This window comes from Actinoplanes sp. NPDC051343 (genome assembly GCF_044455125.1).
Taxonomy (GTDB): domain Bacteria; phylum Actinomycetota; class Actinomycetes; order Mycobacteriales; family Micromonosporaceae; genus Actinoplanes.
Window position 1 is genome coordinate 401,568 of the sequence record NZ_JBITEL010000001.1, and the last position, 19,758, is coordinate 421,325.

General features: G+C 69.9%; 18 protein-coding genes. 8 read left to right on the plus strand and 10 right to left on the minus strand.

The window, feature by feature from the left end; translation table 11 throughout:
• The first annotated feature begins 2 nt into the window (after nt 1–2).
• On the plus strand, nt 3–1,223 hold the full coding sequence (locus ACIA5C_RS01735; protein ID WP_396050154.1) for a CaiB/BaiF CoA transferase family protein: 1,221 nt from the start codon (nt 3–5) through the stop codon (nt 1,221–1,223).
• Between the two features lie 4 nt (nt 1,224–1,227).
• Here ACIA5C_RS01735 and ACIA5C_RS01740 read toward each other — a convergent pair whose 3' ends face one another.
• The 5 genes from ACIA5C_RS01740 to ACIA5C_RS01760 form a co-directional block, all read right to left on the minus strand.
• Nucleotides 1,228–2,076 (minus strand): shikimate dehydrogenase, encoded by an 849-nt coding sequence (locus tag ACIA5C_RS01740; protein ID WP_396050156.1) that lies wholly within the window; start codon nt 2,074–2,076, stop codon nt 1,228–1,230.
• 80 nt (nt 2,077–2,156) lie between these two features.
• Complete coding sequence (gene pqqB / locus ACIA5C_RS01745) at nt 2,157–2,975, minus strand: pyrroloquinoline quinone biosynthesis protein PqqB (RefSeq protein WP_396050158.1); 819 nt, start codon at nt 2,973–2,975, stop codon at nt 2,157–2,159.
• Complete coding sequence (gene pqqE, locus ACIA5C_RS01750) at nt 2,972–4,327, minus strand: pyrroloquinoline quinone biosynthesis protein PqqE (RefSeq protein ID WP_396050160.1); 1,356 nt, start codon at nt 4,325–4,327, stop codon at nt 2,972–2,974. Before pqqE ends, pqqB begins: the two co-directional genes overlap by 4 nt.
• Entirely contained in the window at nt 4,324–5,004 is a 681-nt protein-coding gene (locus ACIA5C_RS01755) for a pyrroloquinoline quinone biosynthesis protein C (protein ID WP_396050162.1), read from the minus strand. Before ACIA5C_RS01755 ends, pqqE begins: the two co-directional genes overlap by 4 nt.
• 95 nt (nt 5,005–5,099) lie before the next feature.
• On the minus strand, nt 5,100–6,146 hold the full coding sequence (locus ACIA5C_RS01760; protein ID WP_396050164.1) for a ThuA domain-containing protein: 1,047 nt from the start codon (nt 6,144–6,146) through the stop codon (nt 5,100–5,102).
• A 185-nt stretch (nt 6,147–6,331) separates the two neighbouring features.
• Between ACIA5C_RS01760 and ACIA5C_RS01765 the strand changes: the two genes are divergently transcribed.
• The 3 genes from ACIA5C_RS01765 (at nt 6,332) to ACIA5C_RS01775 (ending at nt 9,598) form a co-directional block, all read left to right on the plus strand.
• Nucleotides 6,332–8,422, plus strand: coding sequence for a PQQ-binding-like beta-propeller repeat protein (locus ACIA5C_RS01765; protein ID WP_396050166.1), 2,091 nt, complete (start codon nt 6,332–6,334; stop codon nt 8,420–8,422).
• Nucleotide 8,423: 1 nt separating this feature from the next.
• Nucleotides 8,424–9,179, plus strand: coding sequence for a citryl-CoA lyase (locus ACIA5C_RS01770; protein WP_396050168.1), 756 nt, complete (start codon nt 8,424–8,426; stop codon nt 9,177–9,179).
• Nucleotides 9,180–9,292: 113 nt separating this feature from the next.
• Nucleotides 9,293–9,598 (plus strand): hypothetical protein, encoded by a 306-nt coding sequence (locus ACIA5C_RS01775; RefSeq protein WP_396050169.1) that lies wholly within the window; start codon nt 9,293–9,295, stop codon nt 9,596–9,598.
• Between the two features lie 7 nt (nt 9,599–9,605).
• Here the strand turns inward: ACIA5C_RS01775 and ACIA5C_RS01780 are convergent, their stop codons facing one another.
• Nucleotides 9,606–10,661 carry an acyltransferase family protein gene (locus ACIA5C_RS01780; RefSeq protein WP_396050171.1) on the minus strand — a complete coding sequence of 352 codons (1,056 nt, stop codon included), beginning with the start codon at nt 10,659–10,661 and terminating at the stop codon, nt 9,606–9,608.
• A 340-nt stretch (nt 10,662–11,001) separates the two neighbouring features.
• Between ACIA5C_RS01780 and ACIA5C_RS01785 the strand changes: the two genes are divergently transcribed.
• The 3 genes from ACIA5C_RS01785 (at nt 11,002) to ACIA5C_RS01795 (ending at nt 16,036) form a co-directional block, all read left to right on the plus strand.
• The gene (locus ACIA5C_RS01785; protein ID WP_396050173.1) at nt 11,002–12,399 is read left to right on the plus strand and encodes an RICIN domain-containing protein; all 1,398 of its coding nucleotides are present in this window, start codon (nt 11,002–11,004) and stop codon (nt 12,397–12,399) included.
• A 79-nt stretch (nt 12,400–12,478) separates the two neighbouring features.
• Nucleotides 12,479–15,505, plus strand: a complete 3,027-nt coding sequence (locus tag ACIA5C_RS01790; protein WP_396050175.1) for a M14 family zinc carboxypeptidase — start codon at nt 12,479–12,481, stop codon at nt 15,503–15,505.
• Between the two features lie 135 nt (nt 15,506–15,640).
• A complete protein-coding gene (locus ACIA5C_RS01795) occupies nt 15,641–16,036 on the plus strand; it encodes a hypothetical protein (RefSeq protein WP_396050177.1) in 396 nt (131 codons plus the stop codon).
• Nucleotides 16,037–16,109: 73 nt separating this feature from the next.
• Here ACIA5C_RS01795 and ACIA5C_RS01800 read toward each other — a convergent pair whose 3' ends face one another.
• From ACIA5C_RS01800 to ACIA5C_RS01815, 4 genes are read right to left on the minus strand one after another with little or no spacing between them, the layout of a single operon-like run.
• Entirely contained in the window at nt 16,110–17,078 is a 969-nt protein-coding gene (locus ACIA5C_RS01800) for an aldo/keto reductase (RefSeq protein ID WP_396050179.1), read from the minus strand.
• 16 nt (nt 17,079–17,094) lie between these two features.
• The gene (locus tag ACIA5C_RS01805) at nt 17,095–17,724 is read right to left on the minus strand and encodes a carboxymuconolactone decarboxylase family protein (protein ID WP_396050181.1); all 630 of its coding nucleotides are present in this window, start codon (nt 17,722–17,724) and stop codon (nt 17,095–17,097) included.
• Nucleotides 17,725–17,783: 59 nt separating this feature from the next.
• Nucleotides 17,784–18,806 (minus strand): zinc-dependent alcohol dehydrogenase family protein, encoded by a 1,023-nt coding sequence (locus tag ACIA5C_RS01810; RefSeq protein ID WP_396050183.1) that lies wholly within the window; start codon nt 18,804–18,806, stop codon nt 17,784–17,786.
• Nucleotides 18,807–18,841: 35 nt separating this feature from the next.
• A complete protein-coding gene (locus tag ACIA5C_RS01815) occupies nt 18,842–19,249 on the minus strand; it encodes a cupin domain-containing protein (protein ID WP_396050185.1) in 408 nt (135 codons plus the stop codon).
• Between the two features lie 151 nt (nt 19,250–19,400).
• Here ACIA5C_RS01815 and ACIA5C_RS01820 point away from each other — a divergent pair, with 151 nt between their 5' ends.
• Nucleotides 19,401–19,658, plus strand: a complete 258-nt coding sequence (locus tag ACIA5C_RS01820) for a DUF2255 family protein (RefSeq protein WP_396050187.1) — start codon at nt 19,401–19,403, stop codon at nt 19,656–19,658.
• Nucleotides 19,659–19,758 lie beyond the last annotated feature (100 nt).

The window sequence follows — 19,758 nt, forward strand, 5'->3', positions numbered from 1 at the left end:
GCATGCACGATCGTCCGCTGGACGGTGTCCGCGTCCTCGACCTGACCAACGTTCTCGCCGGTCCGTACTGCACCTATCACCTGATGCTGCTCGGGGCCGAGGTGGTCAAGGTGGAGGTGCCCGGCCGCGGTGACCTGGCCCGGCACCTGGGGCCCGATCCGCAGCTGAACGCGGCCGGACTGGGAACCTCGTTCCTGGCCCAGAACGCCGGCAAGAAGTCGATCGAGCTCGACCTGAAGGCGGCGGCCGGGCGGGAGGCGTTCACCGAGCTGGTCACCCACGCCGACGTTCTGGTGGAGAACTACCGGGCGGGGGTGCTGGCGCGCCTCGGCTTCGGTTGGGAACGGCTGTGCGAGCTCAACCCGGCCCTGATCTACTGCGCGATCACCGGGTTCGGCCAGCGCGGTCCGATGAGCCAGGCACCGGCGTACGACCAGATCATCCAGGGGCTGTCCGGGATGATGAGCGTGACCGGGACGCCGGAGACCGTGCCGCTGCGCGTCGGCTTCCCGGTCGCCGACACCCTGGGCGGGCTGACCGCGGCGATGTCGATCGCCGCCGCGCTGGCCGGCCGGCGGATTGACGGGCAGGGCCGGTTCCTCGACGTGTCGATGCTGGAGGCCGCGCTGTCGGCGATGGGATGGACCGTCTCCAACTATCTGATCGGCGGGGTCGAGCCGGCGCCGATGGGCGACCAGAACGCCACGGCCGCCCCGTCGGGCACCTTCGAGGCGGCGGACGGGCCGCTCAACATCGCCGCCAACCGGCAGGAGCAGTTCGAGACGTTGTGCCGCCTGGTCGGCCGCCCGGAGCTGGTGGCCGATCCCCGATTCGCCGAGCGGGAAGCGCGCAAGGCCCACCGCGACGAGCTGAACGACCTGCTCAACGACGCGCTGCGCGAGCGCCCGGCCCAGGAGTGGGAGCAGCGGCTGGCGGCGGCCGGAGTGCCTGCCGCACGCATCCTCACGGTGCCGCAGGCGGTCGCCGTCGACCAGCTGGACGAGCGGGGATTCTTCACCGCGGTGCCGTTCCCGGCCGGGACACCGGGCGAGGCCGGCGGCACGATGCGGGTCAGCGGCAGCGGCGTGCTCTTCGACAACGTCCCGCTGCGCCCGGCTGCCGCGCCTCCCGTGCTCGGTGAACACAACGACGAGTTGCCGGAGCTGCTGCGCCGCTGGCGCAGCGAGGGCTCGCGGCTGCTGGCCGGGGAAGCCGGCCGCTGACGGCTCAGGCATCGCCGGTCCCGGTGAGCTCCAGAAAGTCGGCGAACATCCGATCGCCGTCCGGCCGGTGGCCGGTGAAGAGGCGAAACGCCTCGACGGCCTGATAGACGACCATGCCGCCGCCCGGGACCACCGGGCAGCCCCGGCTCCGGGCCGCCCGGATGAGTTCGGTCTCCAGCGGTCGATAGATCACGTCGGCGACCCAGGTACGGCTGCGCAGGGCGCCCGCGTCCACCGGAACGCCGGGGTGGCCTTCCATCCCGACGGGAGTGGCGTTGATCAGCCCGTCGACCTCCGGCACGAGGCCGGGGACGGCATCGAGCGGCACCGCCTCGACGTTCAGCCGATCGGCCAGCGCGCGGGATCGTTGCGGGTCGGCGTCGGCCAGCAGGAGTTGTCGCGTCCCGGCGCGGATCATTGCCGATGCCACGGCCGCTCCGGCTCCCCCGGCCCCTACCTGCAGGACCCGGCCGAGGGCGGCGTCCGGTAGCGCGCGGGCCAGGTTGGTGCCGAAGCCGTACCGGTCGGTGTTGTGGCCGACCGACCGGCCGTTGTCGAAGACCACGGTGTTCACCGCGCCCAGTTCGGCGGCCTCCGGCGCGAGGTCGTCGAGGTACTTCACGACTTCCTGCTTGCACGGGTGCGTGATGTTCAGGCCGCGGAATCCGAGCTGCCGGGCGGCGGTCAGCAGGTCACCCACGTCGGCCGGCGAGGCACCGAGGGCGTCGATGTCGATGAGCTCGTAGGAGTACCGCACGCCCAGGCGGCCGGCCGCCCGCTCGTGCAGGGCCGGGCTCAGTGACGTACCGATGCCCGCGCCGATGAGACCCACCAGATACCGCTCGCTGCTCACCGAGGAACCTCCGGCGTCGTTTGTACGAACTGGTACGTTAGTTATCGACGCAGGAAGATGTCGATGTCAAGTCCTGACTGTTACAAAGGCAGGACAAGGCCGTCGGTGGCGATGTCCGGCCCGACGGCCGGGTTCGTGTTGTTGAGATGGCCGTAGCGGAAGCGGGTGCCGGGGTGCCTGGCCCGGCGGTGCCGGGACGCTTCGATCGGCAGGTGACCCATCGAGGCGGCGCTGCCCGGCCGGCCGGTGGCACGGGTCAGCTCGTCGTCGGTGCCGAAGGTGCCGTCCAGCAGCACCTCGTCGGCGCCGCGCAGGAACTCGTCGAACTCCTCGGTCCAGGCCGGCAGACAGGTGGCGTAGACGAACGAAGAACCGGTTCGCGCGTCGGTCAGCCGCAGCGCCGATACCCAGTCCCCGCCCGGCAGGCCGGCGGCGTACCGCGGCCGTTTCGTGCCCACCGTCAGACGTTGCACCGTCAGACCGCCGGCGAGCCCCGTCCCGAACGACTGGAAGTCGACCGGGGTGTAAGCCGCGAGCATCTGCCGGACCGGCTCCAACGCGATACGCACCGCCGCGGTCGCGTACACGGTGAGCGCTGTCGCCTCGCGCAGACTGAGCAGGCCGACGGTGTGATCCAGTTCGGCGGTGGTCAGCAGAACGCCCCGTATCGGCGTCTGCCGCAGGCCGGGCCCCGGAGCCAGGTCGGGGGCGGACACGAGTTGCGTGCGGATGTCCGGCGAGGCGTTGATGAGGTACCACGCCGAGCCGTCCCCGCTGACCGCGACCGTGTCCTGGGTGCGCTGCCGGCCCTCGCGGCGTGCGGCGGCACAGACGGCACAGGCGCAGTTCCATTGCGGGCAGCCGCCGCCGGCCGCGCTACCGAGGATGCGGACCTTCACCGGTAACGCCGCGGGACGGCCGGTGGCCGCGGCCGGGAACCGGCGGCTCGGGCAACCCCGGCGAGTTCGGCGTGCCGCGGTGAGAGCGTGCAGGCGGGATCGGTGGCGCCCGGATCGCCGGTGAGGGCGAACGCCTGGCAGCGGCACCCGCCGTGGTCGAGCTCGCGCAGCGCACAGTCCCGGCAGGGCGCGGCCATCCATCCGGTGCCGCGGAAGCGGTTGAACAGCTCGGAATGCTGCCAGATGTCGCCGACGGACCGGTCGCGGACGTTCGGCGCGGGCGGCCCGGGCAGCTGCTGAGCGGCCAGGCAGGGCAGCATCGCGCCGGTCGGGGTGACCGAGAACTGCCGGCTCCCCCAGCCGTTCATGCACGGCTTCGGACGGCCGGTGTGGTAATCGGGTTCGACGTAGACGATTTCGAGCCGGTCGCCGTAGCGGTCGTGCACCCGCACGGCAGCCGCGTTGGCCCGCTCGATCTGCGCACCGGTCGGCATGAGCGCGTCGCGGTTGAGCAGGCCCCAGCCGTAGAACTGGGTGTGGGCCAGCTCGAGCCGGTCCGCACCGAGGCTCACGGCCAGGTCGGCGATCCCGGCCAGGCGGTCGACGTTGCGCGCGTGCAGCACCACGTTGACGGTCAACGGCAGGCCCGCGGTGCGCACGGCCGCGGCGGCCTCCACCTTTCTTGCGTACGCACGTACGCCCGCGACCTCGTCCGCCGCTCCCGCGTCGGAGTCCTGAATGGACAACTGCACGTGGTCGATACCGGCCAGGCGGCCCTCCGACAGGCCCAGCCCGCTCGTGACGAGGTTGGTGTACATGCCGAGCCGCCTCGCATGGGCGGCCAGCTCCGGCAGATCGCGGCGGAGCAGCGGCTCGCCGCCGGAGAAGTGGACCTGGAGGACGCCGAGGTCGCGGGCCTGGCCGAGCACGTCGAGCCACTCGGCGGTGGTCAGTTCCTCGGAGCGCGGGGCGATCTCGAGCGGGTTCGAGCAGTAGGAGCAGCGCAGCGGGCAGCGGTAGGTCAGTTCGGCGACCAGCCCGACGGCGAGTGGGCTGTGCGGGCCGGGCCGGCCGGCGGCGGTCCGGATCCGCGTCGGAGAACCAGAGTCTTCGATCAGGCGTCGCGCGGCCAGATCCCCGATCAGATCCGTGATGTCTTCGACGGTGACACCCTCGTACTCCTGAGAGAGCAAGGCGGCAATCGCCGCCGCGTCGCGACGGCCGTCGCAGGCACGCACGACGTCGGCCGCCGGGCCGTCGAGAACGAGGCTGCCCTCGGGATAAAGCAGGGCGTCGGCGGCGCGGACCGGATCGTGGACCAGCCGTACGCCGCGGACCAGGCCGGGCCTCACCGCACGCCGCCCTGATAGTCGACGGCGTCGAGCATCGCGCCGAGCACGTCGCACTTGAAGGCGAGCGCGGTGATGGCAGCCCGCTGCTGATCGGGGCTGACGCAGTGGGTGAGCACCAGGTCGAGGGTGTAGCCGGCGTCGTCGCGGACCACCGGGATGCGCTTTTCGAAGTACGCGTAGCCGTCCGGCTTGATCCAGTCGTAGTGGGCCCGCCAGGCGAGCACCCGGGCGGCCATGAAGTCCGGGGAGAAAAGCTCGGTGAGCGCGGCGGCGGCCGACTCGGTCCACGGCCGGGTCAGGCAGAAGTGCAGGTAGCCGTCGACCGCGAAGCGGGTGCCACGGGCCACGTGCCGCTCGTCGAGCAGTTCCTCGCGGGCGAGGCCGACCGCGTCGGCGAGCACGAGCCAGTCGTCACCCGCGCCGCCGTCGAAGAAGGTCAGGCGTTCCAGCCAGCGCCGGCGGACCGAGGCAATCGGGCAGTTGGCGATGATCGCGGCGTTCTTCTGCGCGAGAACCTTCTGGTAGTACCAGCGGTTGGCCACCCACGACCGCACCTCGGCCGGCGCGCACCGGCCGGCGTGCAGCCGCAGATGAAACGGGTGCCGGTCCCAGTAGCGGACCGACAACCCGCGCAGGGCCGCCGCGAACTCGTCGCGGGTCAGCGCTGCTTGGCCCACGGCTGGCCGACCCCGGCGTAGGCGGAGACCTCGGGGCGTGATTCCAGGCATTCGGTCTTCGGCTTGGTCCAGGTCTTCTTCTTCATGACATCTCCCTAAACGCAGAAGGGCAGGTTGCCCATGGCGGACAGGATTCCGTTGACGACGTGCTTCTTGAAGAACGCCTGACCGGGATAGCCGGAGCCGTCGGTCCAGGCGAGCGAGTCGTGGCCCAGCGCGGTGATCCAGGAACGGCCGCCGTCGTAGTACTGGCACCACGAGAGCGGATGGAACCTGCCGTGCCCGGGGTGCACCTTCGACTTGGTGGCCAATGTGGACTCGTCGACTCCCAGCAGGAATTTGACCCGGGTCGGGAAGGGCATCCAGTTGTACCACTCGTCCTTGAACGCCCACCGCGCCGGAAGTCCCTCGGTCGAGGAGTCATGGTCGGTGTAGGTGACGACCGTGCCGTCCTGCAGCGCGCCGTGGTCGTAGTACTGCGAGCCGGTCAAACCCTCGAACCAGTGCCAGTTGTATTCGGTGCCGCCGACCGCGTTGTGGATGCCGACGAAGCCGCCGCCGGCCCGCATGTATTGGTGCAGCGCGGTTTTCGCGGCGTCCAGGTGAGCGCCGGTGGTGGTGTTGACCGCGGCGGCCGGATCGACCGCGGTGCCGTGCTTCCACATCGTGTCGCGGCTGGTGCTGCCGAAGACGACCGCCTTGTAGGTGCTGCCGATGCCCGGCATCTGGGTGACGTCCTCGGTCCAGTCGACCTGCACGCCCACCTCGCCCATCCACTTGATGAGCGCGTTCTGCAGCACGTTTGCCGCGGTGAGCGGCGGGTTGAGTCCGGCCGCGAGAGCGGGGCCGAGGTGGGCGTGCCGGGGGCCGGCCGTCCGGCTGTAGAGCAGGACCCGGTCCGCCCGGTTGGTGACCCACGGGTGATAGGACGCCGGCGCCTGGCCGCGGATGACGTTGTAGACCGGGTCGTAGAACTTCTCCAGGTTGTCCGGGACGGGCGTGGTCACCGGCGTCTTGGTGGTGGGTTCCTTCTGCCTCTGCGGAGATGCCGTCGCCGCGGTTCCACCCACGGTGGATGTCGCGGCCGCCGCTGTCGCGGCCGCGGTGCCCTGCAGCATCGCGCGCCGGGAGATCTTTGCCATGCATGCCACCCTTGCTCAGGTCCGCTAGGTGGACCCCAGGTACCACTCTGAGGTCCGGCCCAATATAAAGACGATGTTTCGGGAAACGCAAGGAGCGCTGTTGAACAGCTGCGGCCGGCGGCCCTATATTGACGGGACCTCTAGGCGGATCGATCGGTCCGCTAGATGGACCGAGGAGGTCATTCATGGAGGTTCCCCGCAGACAGGTCCTGAAGGGAGCGCTGGCGGCGGCCGCCGCGGCACCGCTCGCCAAGGTGCCCCTGGCCGCGGGCCACCGGCCCGCGTCGTGCAGCACTCCCGGCGGCCGCGACTTCCCCAAGGTCGGCGGCAACTACGGCAACCAGAACTACTCCGCGCTGCACGACATCGACCGCGGCAGCGTCCGGCGGCTCGGCGGCGCCTGGGTCAACCGCATCGAGGGCGGCCTGACCACGGGCACGAACCAGAGCACCGCGGTCGTCGTCGACGGCGTGCTCTACATCGAATCGGCGCTCGGCAACGTGCATGCGGTAGACGGGCGCACCGGTGCAACGAAGTGGAAGTACACGGCGACGCACGGCACGGTGACCCGGCGCGGTGTGGCGGTCGGCGACGGCAAGGTCTTCACCCACGGCAAGGGCAGCTGGATCATCGCGCTCGACCAGGCCACCGGCACGGTCGTCTGGGAACGGCAGATCACCGGCTTCGGCACCATGGAGAAGGTCGCGGTCACCTACCACGACGGTCTCCTGCACGTCGGCACCCACGACAGCAACCGGGCGGCCGCCCTCGCGCTCAGCGCCGCCGACGGCTCGCTGATCTGGAACTTCTGGGGCGCGCCCGGGCCCGGCGAGCTCGGCAACGAGACCTGGGCCGGTGACTCCTGGCAGACCGGCGGGGCCACCCCGTGGATGCACCCGGCCATCGACCCGGAACTCGGCCTGATCTATTGGACGTTCGGCAACGCGCGCGGCAACAACTCGTCGCAGGACGGCTCCGGCCGCGAGGGGCAGAACCTGTTCTCCAGCTCGATCGTCGCCATGGAGATCAAGACCGGTAAGTACCGATGGCACTTCCAGTCGGTCCACCACAACATCTGGGACATGGACAACGTGATGGCGCCGGTGCTCGCCGACGTGCACATTCACGGACGGCCGCGGAAGATCGTCGTTTACGGCAGCAAGTCCGGCATGTACTTCATCCTCGACCGCACCGACGGCTCGGCGCCGCTCGGCATCGACGAGGTGCCGGTGCCCCAGGAACCGCGGCAGAAGACCTGGCCGACCCAGCCGTTCCCGCGCCAGGGCGGCTGGACCGAGAACCGCGTGGTGGAGCAGCCGCTGGGCACCTCGGTACCGGGCGACCCCAACCGGGCCGTACCCAACTACGTCCCAGCCAAGATCTACACGCCGCACTGGGACGTGCCGATCCTGTCCACTCCCGGACACGGCGGCGGCGCCTGCTGGAACGCGCAGTCCTACAGCCAGCACACCGGGCTGGTCTACACCGGGTACGGCTACGTGGCGGCGGCGCACTCGCTGACCGAGTCGAGCAACGGGCTCCGGCCGCCGGGCGAGTATCAGACGGGCGGCGTGGTCGCGGTCGACCCGTCGACCAACCTGGTGCGGTGGAAGCGGCGGATGCCGTACTCCCTCGCGCACGGCAACGGCGTGCTCAGCACCGCCGGCGGCCTGATCTTCATCGGTCAGCCGGACGGCAACCTGATCGCCATGGACGCCGCCGGCGGGCGCGAGCTCTGGCGGTGGCAGTGCGGAGCGGCGATCAGCAGCAGCCCGATCACCTACGAGATCGACGGGGAGCAGTACCTGGCGGTCTACGCCGGCGGCACCGACATTCCCTACGGCGCCTCGGCACCTCGCGGCGACTTCCTCTGGGCCTTCAAGATCGACGGGAAGGTGCGGCCGGCGACCACGCCGGCACCGCCGACCGTACGCCGGCCCGTGTCGGGAACCGCCGTCGAGGGCAGCGCGGTCAACAACACCGTGGTGCTCGCCCGCACGTACGACCCGGCTTCTTCCACTGTCGGAACGACCGAGTCGACCGCCGTGAACGGCATGGCGCCGACCTGGCTGCGGGTGCCGGTCGGCACGACGGTCACCTTCGTCAACCCGGCCGACAACCCCCACGACCACAGCGCCACCCAGTTCTTCGAGGGCCTGTTCAACGTACGCCTCAAGCCCGGTGAATCGTTCTCCTACACGTTCGGGCGGCGCGGCGAGTACTTCTACAACGACAGCTACAGCCCGCGGCCCACCGGGAAGGTCGAGGTCTACTGAGATGAGCGATGAGCAGGTCGCCGACTGGTGGGGCACCGCGGTGTCCCGCATCGAACCCAACCGCATCGAGCTGAGAGGCCACCCCGTCCAGGATCTGATCGGCACCACCGGATTCGGCTCGATGATCTGGCTGATGGTCCGCGGCGACCTGCCCACCCCCGCCCAGGTACGCCTCCTCGAGGCCGCCCTCGTGGCCGGCGTCGATCACGGACCGCACGCGCCGTCGATCGCCATCGCGCGCATGACGGCCACCTGCGGCGTCGGGCTCAACAACGCCATGGCCAGCGCGGTCAACTCGCTGGGCAACTCCCATGGCGGCGCCGGCGAGCAATGCGTCGAGCTGCTCTCCGAGGTCCACACGGCCGGCGTCGAGGCGACCATCACCCGCTGGCGCGAGCGCGGCGTCCGCTACCTGCCGGGCTTCGGTCACCGTTTCCACACCCGCGATCCGCGCCGCGACCCCCTGCTCGGCCCCGTCGACGAGGCGGTCGCGGAGGGCGTGGTCGAGGGCCACTACCTGCGGGCGGCCCGCGGCGTCGAGGCCGCGATCGCCCCCGTGCCGATGAACATCGACGGCGCCACCGCGGTCATCTACGCCGAACTGGGCTTCGCCGCTCCCCTGGCGCGCGGGTTGTTCGTGCTCAGCCGCAGCGTCGGCATCCTCGCTCACGCCTGGGAGGAGATGGGCCAGGGGCGGCGCAACAAGGGCCCGATGCCGCCATCGATCCTGCCGGCCTTCCTGGACAACGAGCCCTGACACGATTACGCGGCATGCACAAGGATCGGGGACTGAGCCCCGTACTCCGGCGAGTTCCTGGTGCGGTGGCGGATGATGCAGCATGCCGACGTCACGATGAACGGAGGACGGCAGTGGACCCCGATGAGAACACTTACGTCCGGGATCAGAATGCCCGGCCCGACCCGATGCTGACCCTCGGGACGATCACCGTCGCGGGCCTGCGGGACATTCTTGCCGACCTTCCCGGCGATGCCGTCGTGGTGGTGGCCACGGAGGGAGCGGGCGGGGACGACTGTTCGCCCCTGGCCGACGTCGAGGAGGGCTGGTATTTCCCGGTCACCGGCGAGTCAGCTCCGCTCGGACGGGACGGCGACGGCAACGTCCACGAGCCAGGTCCTCATGACCTGTACGCGGTGCTGCTACGTCCCACCCGCTGACGGCGGGTCACGCCGCCCGGGGCAGGAGCTTGGGCCGGCGGCGGGCCGCGAGATCCTCGACCCAGCCGAAGGCGAGCACCGCCAATCCGGTGAGCAACAGGACGGCCGGAAGCTCGACGACGTGCGAGACGTGCACCCGCGCCGTGTGGAGGAACACCGCGATGACGGCGATGGCGGCGTCGTGCCAGATGTAGATGGTGACGGCGCGCGCGTTGACGACCGTGACCGCGCTCCTCAGCCAGCCGCACTTCGTCATCCACGACATGTCGGGATTCCATCGCATCAACACCAGCACCCACGCCGCGGACCACAGGGCGTACCCGACGAATACCGGCCCGGTACTCCCGGACCGGCCGAACGGATAGGCGATCTCCAAGGCCAGGCCGACGGCGCTGAGCGTGGCGACGACAGCACCGCACACCAGAACGGGAAGCCGGGCCAGATAGCCGTCATGCGCGGCGAAGCCCAGAGCCCAGCAGGTGCCAAAGCCGAGAATGTCGATGACGGCCCCGTGTCGGGCCGAGGTGAACGGCGAGGTCAATGCGGCCGCGGGTAGCAATGCGAGCGGCGCGGCCAGGGTCACCACCGGCGCCTTCCGGAAGGCGATCAGCAGCACCGGGGAGAGAATGACGAACCACAGATAGGTTCGCACGTACCAGAGGATGTCGACGTACCCGAATCCGACGGCGTGCGACTCGGGATCACGCAGCGGCAGCAGCCAGAAAAGCAGGTGGAACCACTCGCGCCGGCCCACGCCGACAGCGACCCAGCCCATCGCGATGGCGACGATCCCGAAGGCCCACACCGGGGGCAGGAGCCGGCGCATCCGGGACACCACCACGCGTACGGGCGGGCGGCGCTCCAACGAGTCGGCCATCAAGCACCCGGCGAGCGCGAACATTACGCCCATCGCCGGGACGAGGAGATGCAGCCACGGCCAGCCGACCGTGTGGTAGACGATGACCCGCAGCAGCGCGGCGGCGCGGAGCAGATCGAAGTAGCGGTTACGCCCGCGCCGCCTGCTCAGACCAGCTTCGTCGGGCCTCAGGGCCGTCCTTTGCACCCAACCCCCCATAGCCGTAGATCTCAGGCCGTCTGACACTTCCGGTGAGGCGTGGAACGGATTCTGGTGCGCCTCGGAGCCTGGCTACGCTAGCGCTCCGGATCGGAGCCGGCCGTCCGTCAACCATGCGAATGTGCCAACGGACGCGCCGCCGTAGCCGATCCGAAAGGACAATGACCACTCCCGCGAAAGGTGATATGGCCTCGCCTTGCGGCCCACGTCAGCCGAGGGTCAGGCCGTGCCGCGCCGCGACCGGACCGCCAACAATCACATTCATGTGCTTCAATCAAATGTGAACGTTAACAGCACTACTCCGGCGCGGACGAGAGGGAGCTGGGTCATGGACGCAGGCAGCATCGCAAGAACCGTGCTCGGCGGCGCACTGGCGTTGGGCCTGGCGACTGCCACGATCGCCGCCGGCCAGGGGCCGGCCGCGGCCGCGCCGAACAACGTGGTCAGCGCGCCGCCGATGGGCTGGGCGTCGTGGAACACCTTCGCGGCGAAAATCAACTACAGCGTACTCAAGGGCCAGGTCGACGCCATGGTCTCCGCAGGGCTCAAGGACGCGGGCTACCAGTACGTCAACATCGACGAGGGCTGGTGGCAGGGCACCCGGGACTCCGCGGGCAACATCACGGTGGACCCCACCGAGTGGCCCGGCGGGATGGCGGCGATCGCCGACTACATCCACAGCAAGGGGCTCAAGGCCGGCATCTACACCGACGCCGGCCGCGACGGGTGCGGCTACTACTACCCGACCGGGCGGCCGGCCGCACCGGGCTCGGGGAGCGAGGGCCACTACGACCAGGATTTCCTGCGGTTCTCCCGGTGGGGCTTCGACTTCGTCAAGGTGGACTGGTGCGGCGGCAACGCCGAGGGCCTCAACCCGCAGACCGCGTACACGGCGATCAGTGACTCGATCGCCCGCGCCACCGCACAGACCGGCCGCCCGATGGCCTTGTCGGTCTGCAGCTGGGGCAACGGCAGCCCGTGGAACTGGGCACCCGGCATATCGACCATGTGGCGCACCAGCCAGGACATCATCTACTACGGCGAGAGCGCTTCGATGAGCCGGGTGCTGACCAACTTCGACTCGGCGCAGCATCCCGGCGCCCAGAGCCCCGGCCACTACAACGACCCCGACATGCTGATCGTCGGCATGCCGAGCTTCACCGCGGCGCAGAACCGCACCCACCTCGGTCTCTGGGCCATCTCCGGCGCACCCCTGCTGGCCGGCAACAACCTCGCGACGATGAGCGCGGACACCCGGGCCATTCTCACCAGCCGCGAGGTCATCGCGATCGACCAGGACCCGCTCGGCCGGCAGGGCACCAAGGTCGCCGAGGATTCGACCGGCCTGCAGGTCTACAGCAAAGCCCTCAGCGGTACGGGCAAAAGAGCCGTACTCCTGCTCAACCGCACCGGCGCCACCGCGAACATCACCGCTCGCTGGTCGGACCTGGGCCTGACCGGCACCGTCGCCGTTCGCGACCCGTGGACGGGCACCAACCTGGGATCCTTCGCCACCAGCTACACCACCGGCGTGCCGTCCGGCCAGGCCGTGCTGCTCACCGTCAGCGGCACGGACGGACCGGGCACCGGCAGTCACACCGGAACGATCGTCGGCGGGCAGTCCGGACGCTGCCCCGACGCGAACGGCGCCGCCACCGCCAACGGCACCAAGATCGTCCTCTGGACGTGCGGGTCCGGCACCAACCAGAGGTGGACGCTCACGTAAGCGGTCACCCGGGTCCAGGTATTGATCCGCTGCGGTTTGATGTCCTTGACATCGATCCCCCTGCCCCTCGGAGAGACTCGTGAAGCGACCACGCTGGTCCGTTCTCGGAACGGCCCTGCTCACCGCCGCGTCGATCGTCGCGGCCGCACCGATGGCCCGGGCGGCGCCGGCCGACGGCAGCGGCCTCGACGTCTACGTGGGCACACTCGACAGTGCACAGTGGCAGCGGCTCGGCACCGGAGGCATCGATGTCGACGAGATCAGCCGTCGTCCGGTCGCCGGTGGGAACGTGGCGGTCGAGCTGATCCTCGGCCGGGAACAGGCGGCACGGCTGGTCGCGGCCGGCGTACCGCTGCGGGTCAAGCCCCTGACCGGGCGGATGCGGACGCTGCAGGCGCAGGCACCGAAGGTTTTCCGGCCCTACAGCGGGCCGGGCGGCATCCGGGATGAGCTGGCGACCACCGCGGCCCGGTTCCCGAAGCTGGCGAAGCTGGAAACTGTCGGCCGGACCGTGCGCGGCCTGCCGATCCAGGCGCTCAAGGTGACCGTCGACGCCAATGCCGTGCCGGACGGGCGGCGGCCGTCGGTGCTCTACATGGGTGCCCAGCACGCCCGGGAATGGATCACCCCCGAGATGACCCGCCGGCTGATGCACCACGTACTGGACGGCTACGCCACCGACCCGGCGATCACCAAGCTGCTCGCCACCACCGAACTGTGGTTCATGCCGGTCGCCAACCCGGACGGCTACGACACGACGTTCACCGGCGGCGACTTCCGTTACGTGCGAAAGAACCTGCGCGACAACAACGGCGACGGCAAGTTCGGTCCCGAGGACGGCGTCGACCTGAACCGCAACTTCGCCGAGAAGTGGGGCTACGACAACGAGGGCTCGTCGACCAATCCGGGCGACGACAGCTTCCGCGGGCCCGCGCCCGATTCGGAACCGGAGACCCGGGCGATGGACGCCCTGTTCCGGCGGGTCGGCTTCCAATTCCTGGTGAACTACCACTCCGCCGCGCAGGTGCTGCTGTGGGGCAGCGGCTGGCAGGTCTCGACCGTCAACCCGGACGACCAGATCGCGATGGCGCTGGCCGGCGACCACGCGAAGCCGGCCGTTCCCGGTTACGACCCGGAACAGATCGCCCAGATGTACACCAGCAACGGCGACACGAACACGCACGTGCAGGCCCGGTACGGGACGATCGCGTTCGCTCCGGAGATGTCGACCTGCGATACGGCGGCCGCGTCGGACCCTGACGACCAGTGGAACCCGGACGACTGCCGTACCGAATTCGACTTCCCCGACGACGAGAAGCTGATCCAGGCCGAGTACGCCAAGAACGTGCCGTTCGCCCTGTCGGTCGCCGAGTCGGCGAAGGATCCGGCCGATCCGGTCTCGGTGGTCGGGCGCAGCACCGAGGACTTCGCCCCGCACACGTTCGCCGATTCGTTCGGTTCCAGCCAGCAGGTGTCCGTCATCGCACGGCGGTCGCTGCACGACGTGCGGATGCATTACACGATCAACAGCGGCCCCGAGCGTACGGTCGCGGTGCGCGAATGGCGCGGCGGCAAGCGGTACGGCGGCACAGCGGACAAGTACTTCGCCGAACTGCGCGGCACGGTCCCCCGGCAGAGGGCGAAGGACAAGGTCACCATCTGGTTCACCGCACGCGGTCGCCCGGCGAGCCGGCCGTTCAGCTACACGGTCGCCGACCGGATCGGCGGGGACGTACTCGTTCTGGCCACCGAGGACGTGACCGGCATCGAACCGCCGAACACCGACGGCGCCACCTCAGCCCGGTACGCCGACGAGCACGTCGACGCCCTGCGCCACGCGGGCTACACCGCCGACGTCTACGACATGGACCGGCACGGCCGGCAGGCGCCGGACCCGCTCGGTGTGCTGTCGCACTACCGCGCCGTGGTGTGGGAGACCGGCGACGACATCGTCCCGCGAGACCCGGGCCAACCCGACTACGCCACGACGCGCGCCGCGGCACAGACCCAGACCGCCGTACGCGACTATCTGAACGAGGGCGGCAAGCTGCTCTACGCCGGGCAGTATGCGGGCTACGCCGAGAACAGCAACGCTCTCTACAAGCCCGACGGACCGGGCGAATGTCAGAGCTGGGAAGACGTGACCTGTCAGCTGCTGAGCGACGACTTCGAGCAGTACTGGCTCGGCGCGGGCACCTATGTGGACAACGGTGGCACCCGGGCCGTGGCCGGCCGATCCGGCGGGCTGGACGGCTTCACCGCGCCGACCGGCGCCCAGCAGCACACGGCGTCGTTCCTCAGCATCTCCAGCCAGCTTCCCCCGGCCCAGTTCCCCCAGTTCACCAGCAGCATCCCGCTGACCTGGAAACGCGACACCCCCGGCCCGTACGACCCGGCAAGCGGCGACTGGTACCTGTTCAGCGGACAGGGCAACGCCTCGTACAAGCGGCTGACCAGGACGCTGGACCTCACCGCGGCGAAGAACGCGCACCTGCGGTTCAAGTTCTCCCGCGGCACCGACGGCGACGACTTCCTGTTCGTCGAGGCGCACGAGGCCGGCACCGACAACTGGACGACGCTGCCGGACACCGGGGGCCTCACCACCACCGACACCGGCTTCGCGTGCCCGTCCTTCGGTTTCGATCCGCATCCGTTCCTGGCGCACTACTGGGGCACCGATTGCGGGCCGCAGGGCACGACCGGCACCTGGAACGCGGTGAGCGGCTCGAGCGGCGGCTGGAAGGACTTCGACGCCGACCTTTCCGGGTACGCCGGCAAGCGTGTCGAAATCTCGATTTCGGACGCCTCCGACCGCTTCGCCGACGGTTTCGGCGTGTTCCTCGACGACGTCCACGTCGACGTGGACGCGGCGACGGTCTCGCAAACCTCGTTCGAAACCGACCTCGGCGGCTGGACCGTCGCCGGTCCACCGCCGGGTTCCGCCGCCAACCGCACGGACTGGACCCGCAGCCTTCAGGCGTACGACTTCGGCGCCGCGACCGCCACGGCCGACACCCTCTACCTCGGCTTCGGTCTGGAGAAGCTGTCGGCGTCCGACCGCAACGACCTGATGGCCCGGGCCGTCCGGCATCTGCTGCGGAAGTAGCCGCCCGGGATCTCCGACCTGCGCGCGGTTGTCCGGAGATTGTTGTCCGGCGTGCGTCCACCGACGCCGGACAACGGAACCGGGGTACGACTGCGGGGTCTCCGTCACACGGGGACCAGCAGAAAGGAACGTGACATGAGGCAACGGAACAGGATCGGGGTGACGCTCGGCGCCGGTGTGCTGGCGGTCGCCGCCACGCTCGTGCCGGCCGGGGCGGCGTCGGCGGCGCCCGGCAGCTTCGGGGTCGACACCGGCTCGTCGCCGCAGTGCTCCCGGTACGGAGGAGCGCAGTTCGTCTCCGGTGACCACAGCGTCGGCGTCTACGACGCCTGCAAGGACGGCGTCGGCGTCAAGGCCTGGGTCTGGATCAGCGGAAAGTTGTACGGCGCGCAGCGAAACGGGGGCGGCTTCAATTCCGAGGTCTGGTTGCCGCTGCCCAAGCTGGGGTCGAAGGACACCGTCGGGATCAAGGTGTGCGCCCAGGACGGCCCGGACGGCACCCCGTTCGCCTGCGGGTCGCGTACCGAGTAGGCCGCCGGCCGCGAACCGAGCGGTTCAGCCCATCGCCGCGGCTTGGGAAATCCCGGGCTGCGGCGTTTGCGGATCACCACCAGTAGTTGTCCTGCGGCTGGTAAGGAGCCTCCAGTTCGGCGATCTCGCCATCAGTGAGAACGAGATCCAGGGCGGCGACGGCGTCCGGCAGGTGGTGCGGCCTGGTGGCCCCCACGATCGGGCAGGAAACGACCGGCTTGGACAACACCCAGGCCAGCGCCACCTGGGCCATCGCGACGCCGCGAGCCTCGGCGACGCTCTGGATCGCGTTCACCACCAGCTCGTCGACGTCGCGGTCGAACGCCCGGGCCACGTCGTCCGACGACGACCGGGCCGTCGGCCGGCCCCAGGGCCGGGTGGCCCGGCCTTTGGCCAGCGGGGAATAGGGGGTCAGACCGACGCCCTGGTCGAGACACATCGGGATCATGTCCCGCTCTTCCTCGCGCTTGAGCACGTTGTACTGATCCTGCATCGCCGACAACGTCGTCCATCCATTCAGCACGGCGCTGTGCTGCGCCTTCGCGAACTGCCACGCCCACATCGAGGACGCGCCGAGATAGCGCACCTTGCCCGCCCGGACCAGGTCGTCGAGAGCCCACATGGTCTCTTCGACCGGCGTCTCGGGGTCGAATCGGTGGAGGTAGTAGACGTCGATGTAGTCGGTCCCGAGCCGTCGCAGCGAGGCATCGGCCTGCTCGAGGACGGCCTTGCGGGACAGGCCGCTGCCGCCCGGACCGTCGTGCATCTTGCCGCTGACCTTGGTGGCCAGCACGATCTCCTCCCGTCGCGAGAACCGGTCGATCGCCCGCCCGACGAACTGCTCCGAGGTGCCGCCCTGATAGACGTTCGCGGTATCCCAGAACGTCACCCCCAGCTCGACCGCCTGCCGGAAGAACGGCGCGGCGGCGTCCTCATCGAGGGTCCACCGGTGCATGCCGGCCGCGGCCTCGCCGTAGCTCATGCAGCCCAGCCCGATACGACTCACCTTCAGCCCGGTCCGACCGAGCCGTGTGAACTCCACCGCGGTACCTCCTGAATCAGCCGGCCAGCACTCTGTCGAGGATCCCGGCGGCGCGGTCACCCTGAGCGTGGCCGACGCGGTCGCGTACGACCGTGACGAGGCCACGCAGGTGCGTCGCGGTCAGGCCGGTGTTGAGCGCGATGCCGAAGTGGGACTGTAGCTGGCTTTCCACTCCGTCAAGGGTGGCCAGGGCGGCGACGGTGGCGATCTCGCGGCTCGGCCAGTCGAGGTTGTCGCGGGCGAAGATGTCGCCGAACAGGTGCGTCTTGAGGAACTGATCGATGGCGGGAGCGAACTCGAACAGCGGGCCGGTCACCGGTGCGCCGGACAGCCGGGTCTGATTATCGGTGCCGAGTTTCCGCATGTCCGTGCCGGCGGCCAACGGCCGCGGCTGGTCGCCGGCAGGGTCGGTGATGCCGTCGGCGCGGCGTTGCTCGAGCAAGGCCATGAACGCGCCGAGGGCGTTGAGGCTGCGCGGGAAGCCCGCATAGGCGTACATCTGCACCAGGATCTCTTTGATCTGGTTGACGCTCAGCCCGGCATCCAGGCCGCCGGTGAGCGCGTCGCGTAACTGTGGCATCCGGCCGATGGCGGTGAAGGCGGCGATGGCGGCGGTTGCTTGTTGCCGGGGGTTCAGATCGGTCATGAGTTCCGGTCCTGTGGGGCATTGCGGGTGGTCAGGGCGGTTCGTACGCCGCACGGTCGTCACGGACGAAGGAGCGTCTTGATGGCGCGGCGCTCGTCCATCGCCTGGTAGCCGTCGGCGGCCCGGTCGAGCGGCAGGGTGAGGTCGAAGACCTTGCCCGGGTCGATCTCCCGCTTGACGATCAGGTCGATGAGCTCCGGCAGGAACCGGCGCACCGGGGCGGGGCCGCCGTGCAGATGGACCTCGGCGAAGAACAGCTCGTTGCCGGGAAGTTCGACGTCGTGCGAGACGCCGACGTAGCCGATGTGCCCGCCGGGCCGGGTGGCGCGGATCGCCTGCATCATCGATTCCTGGGTGCCGACGGCCTCGACGACCGAGTGCGCCCCCAGCCCGCCCGTCAGTTCTTTGATCTTCGCGACGCCGTCGTCGCCGCGTTCGGTGACGATATCGGTCGCGCCGTACTCCAGGGCGAGTTTCTGCCGGTCGGCGTGGCGGCTCATGGCGATGATCCGTTCGGCGCCGAGGTGCTTGGCGGCGAGCACCGCGAGCAGGCCGACCGCGCCGTCGCCGACGACCACGACGGTCTTGCCGGGACCGGCCTCGGCGGCGACTGCACCGAACCAGCCGGTGCCGAGTACGTCGGAGGCGGCCAGCAGGCTCGGGACGAGATCGTCGGCCGGACGGTCGGGGGTGGCGACCAGGGTGCCGTCGGCGAGGGGGATCCGGGCGTACTCGGCCTGGGTGCCGAGGGCGCCGACCAGCTCGGCGTGCACGCAGCGGGACTGGTAGCCGGCCCGGCAGATCTCGCAGGTGTTGTCGGAGGCGAAGAACGATCCGACGACGAACTGCCCGGGCCTGATCGTGGCAACGTCGCTGCCGACCTGTTCGACCACGCCGACGTACTCGTGACCCATCGGCGTCGGGCCGTCGACCGGTTCGATGCCGCGGTAGGGCCACAGGTCGGAGCCGCAGACGCAGGCGGCGGCGACGCGGATGACCGCGTCGGTCGGGCGTTCGATCCGCGGGTCCTCGCGGTTTTCGACCCGGACGTCGCCGGGGGCGTGCATGACTACTCCACGCATGGTGGTGATCCTTCTTCCGGTACGCGAAAAGGTGGTCAGTGCTTGTTGGCCTGCTCGTACTGCTCGTCGGTGACCGGTTCGAGCCAGGTGGTGGGGTCGCCGCCGTCGGGCTTGGCCTCGAGCAGCGCCAGGTGGCTCATAAAGGTGTCGGCGGTGGCGCCGTGCCAGTGGTCCTCATCGGGTGGGCAGACGACGGTCTCGCCGGCGTGGATGCGCAGCACCTGGCCGTCGCGGGTGCCGACAAGGCCGACGCCCTCGGTGACGTGCAGCGTCTGCCCGACGGCGTGGGAGTGCCAGTTGGTGCGGGCGCCGGGCGTGAACCGGACAAGGGCGGCGGTCATCCGTGACGGGCCGGTGCCGGTGTAGATCGGGGTCATGTAGACGTCGCCGGTGAACGCCTGGGCGGGCGTCTTGACGGTCGGGCGCACGGGTAGCAGTTCCATGAATGCTCCTTCGATGTGGTGGGTCCGCCGGGTGCGCCGGCAACGTGCCCGCGCTTACGTCATTCATGGAACCCGGCGGCGAGCGCTCGTGGGAGGGCTTGGCTCAGCAGGTAATGACAGAACCCCTCTGCCGCCGGACGGCCGCCGTACGGTGGCTGACATCGACCTTGGAAAGGCGGCCATCATGGCCTGGGACACCACAACTCTCCGGCAGCTCGCCGAAGCCGGCGAGATCGACGTCGTCGTACCGGCATCCGGCCGACCGGACGCCCGCACACCTATCTGGATCGTGGCCGTCGACGACGACCTGTACGTGCGCTCGTGGAAGGGCGAGGCCGGCATCTGGTACCGACGGGCCCGCCGCCTTGGCACCGGCTCGGTCGTCACCCTGCGCGTCGACCCGGCCTGAGGTCCGGATCCGGCTCCCGCTGGCCGGGAAGCGGTTTCTGCGTCCGGCCTCGCTCTCAACTTACAGACCGTAGGAGCTCACACCGCGACATCGTGGATAC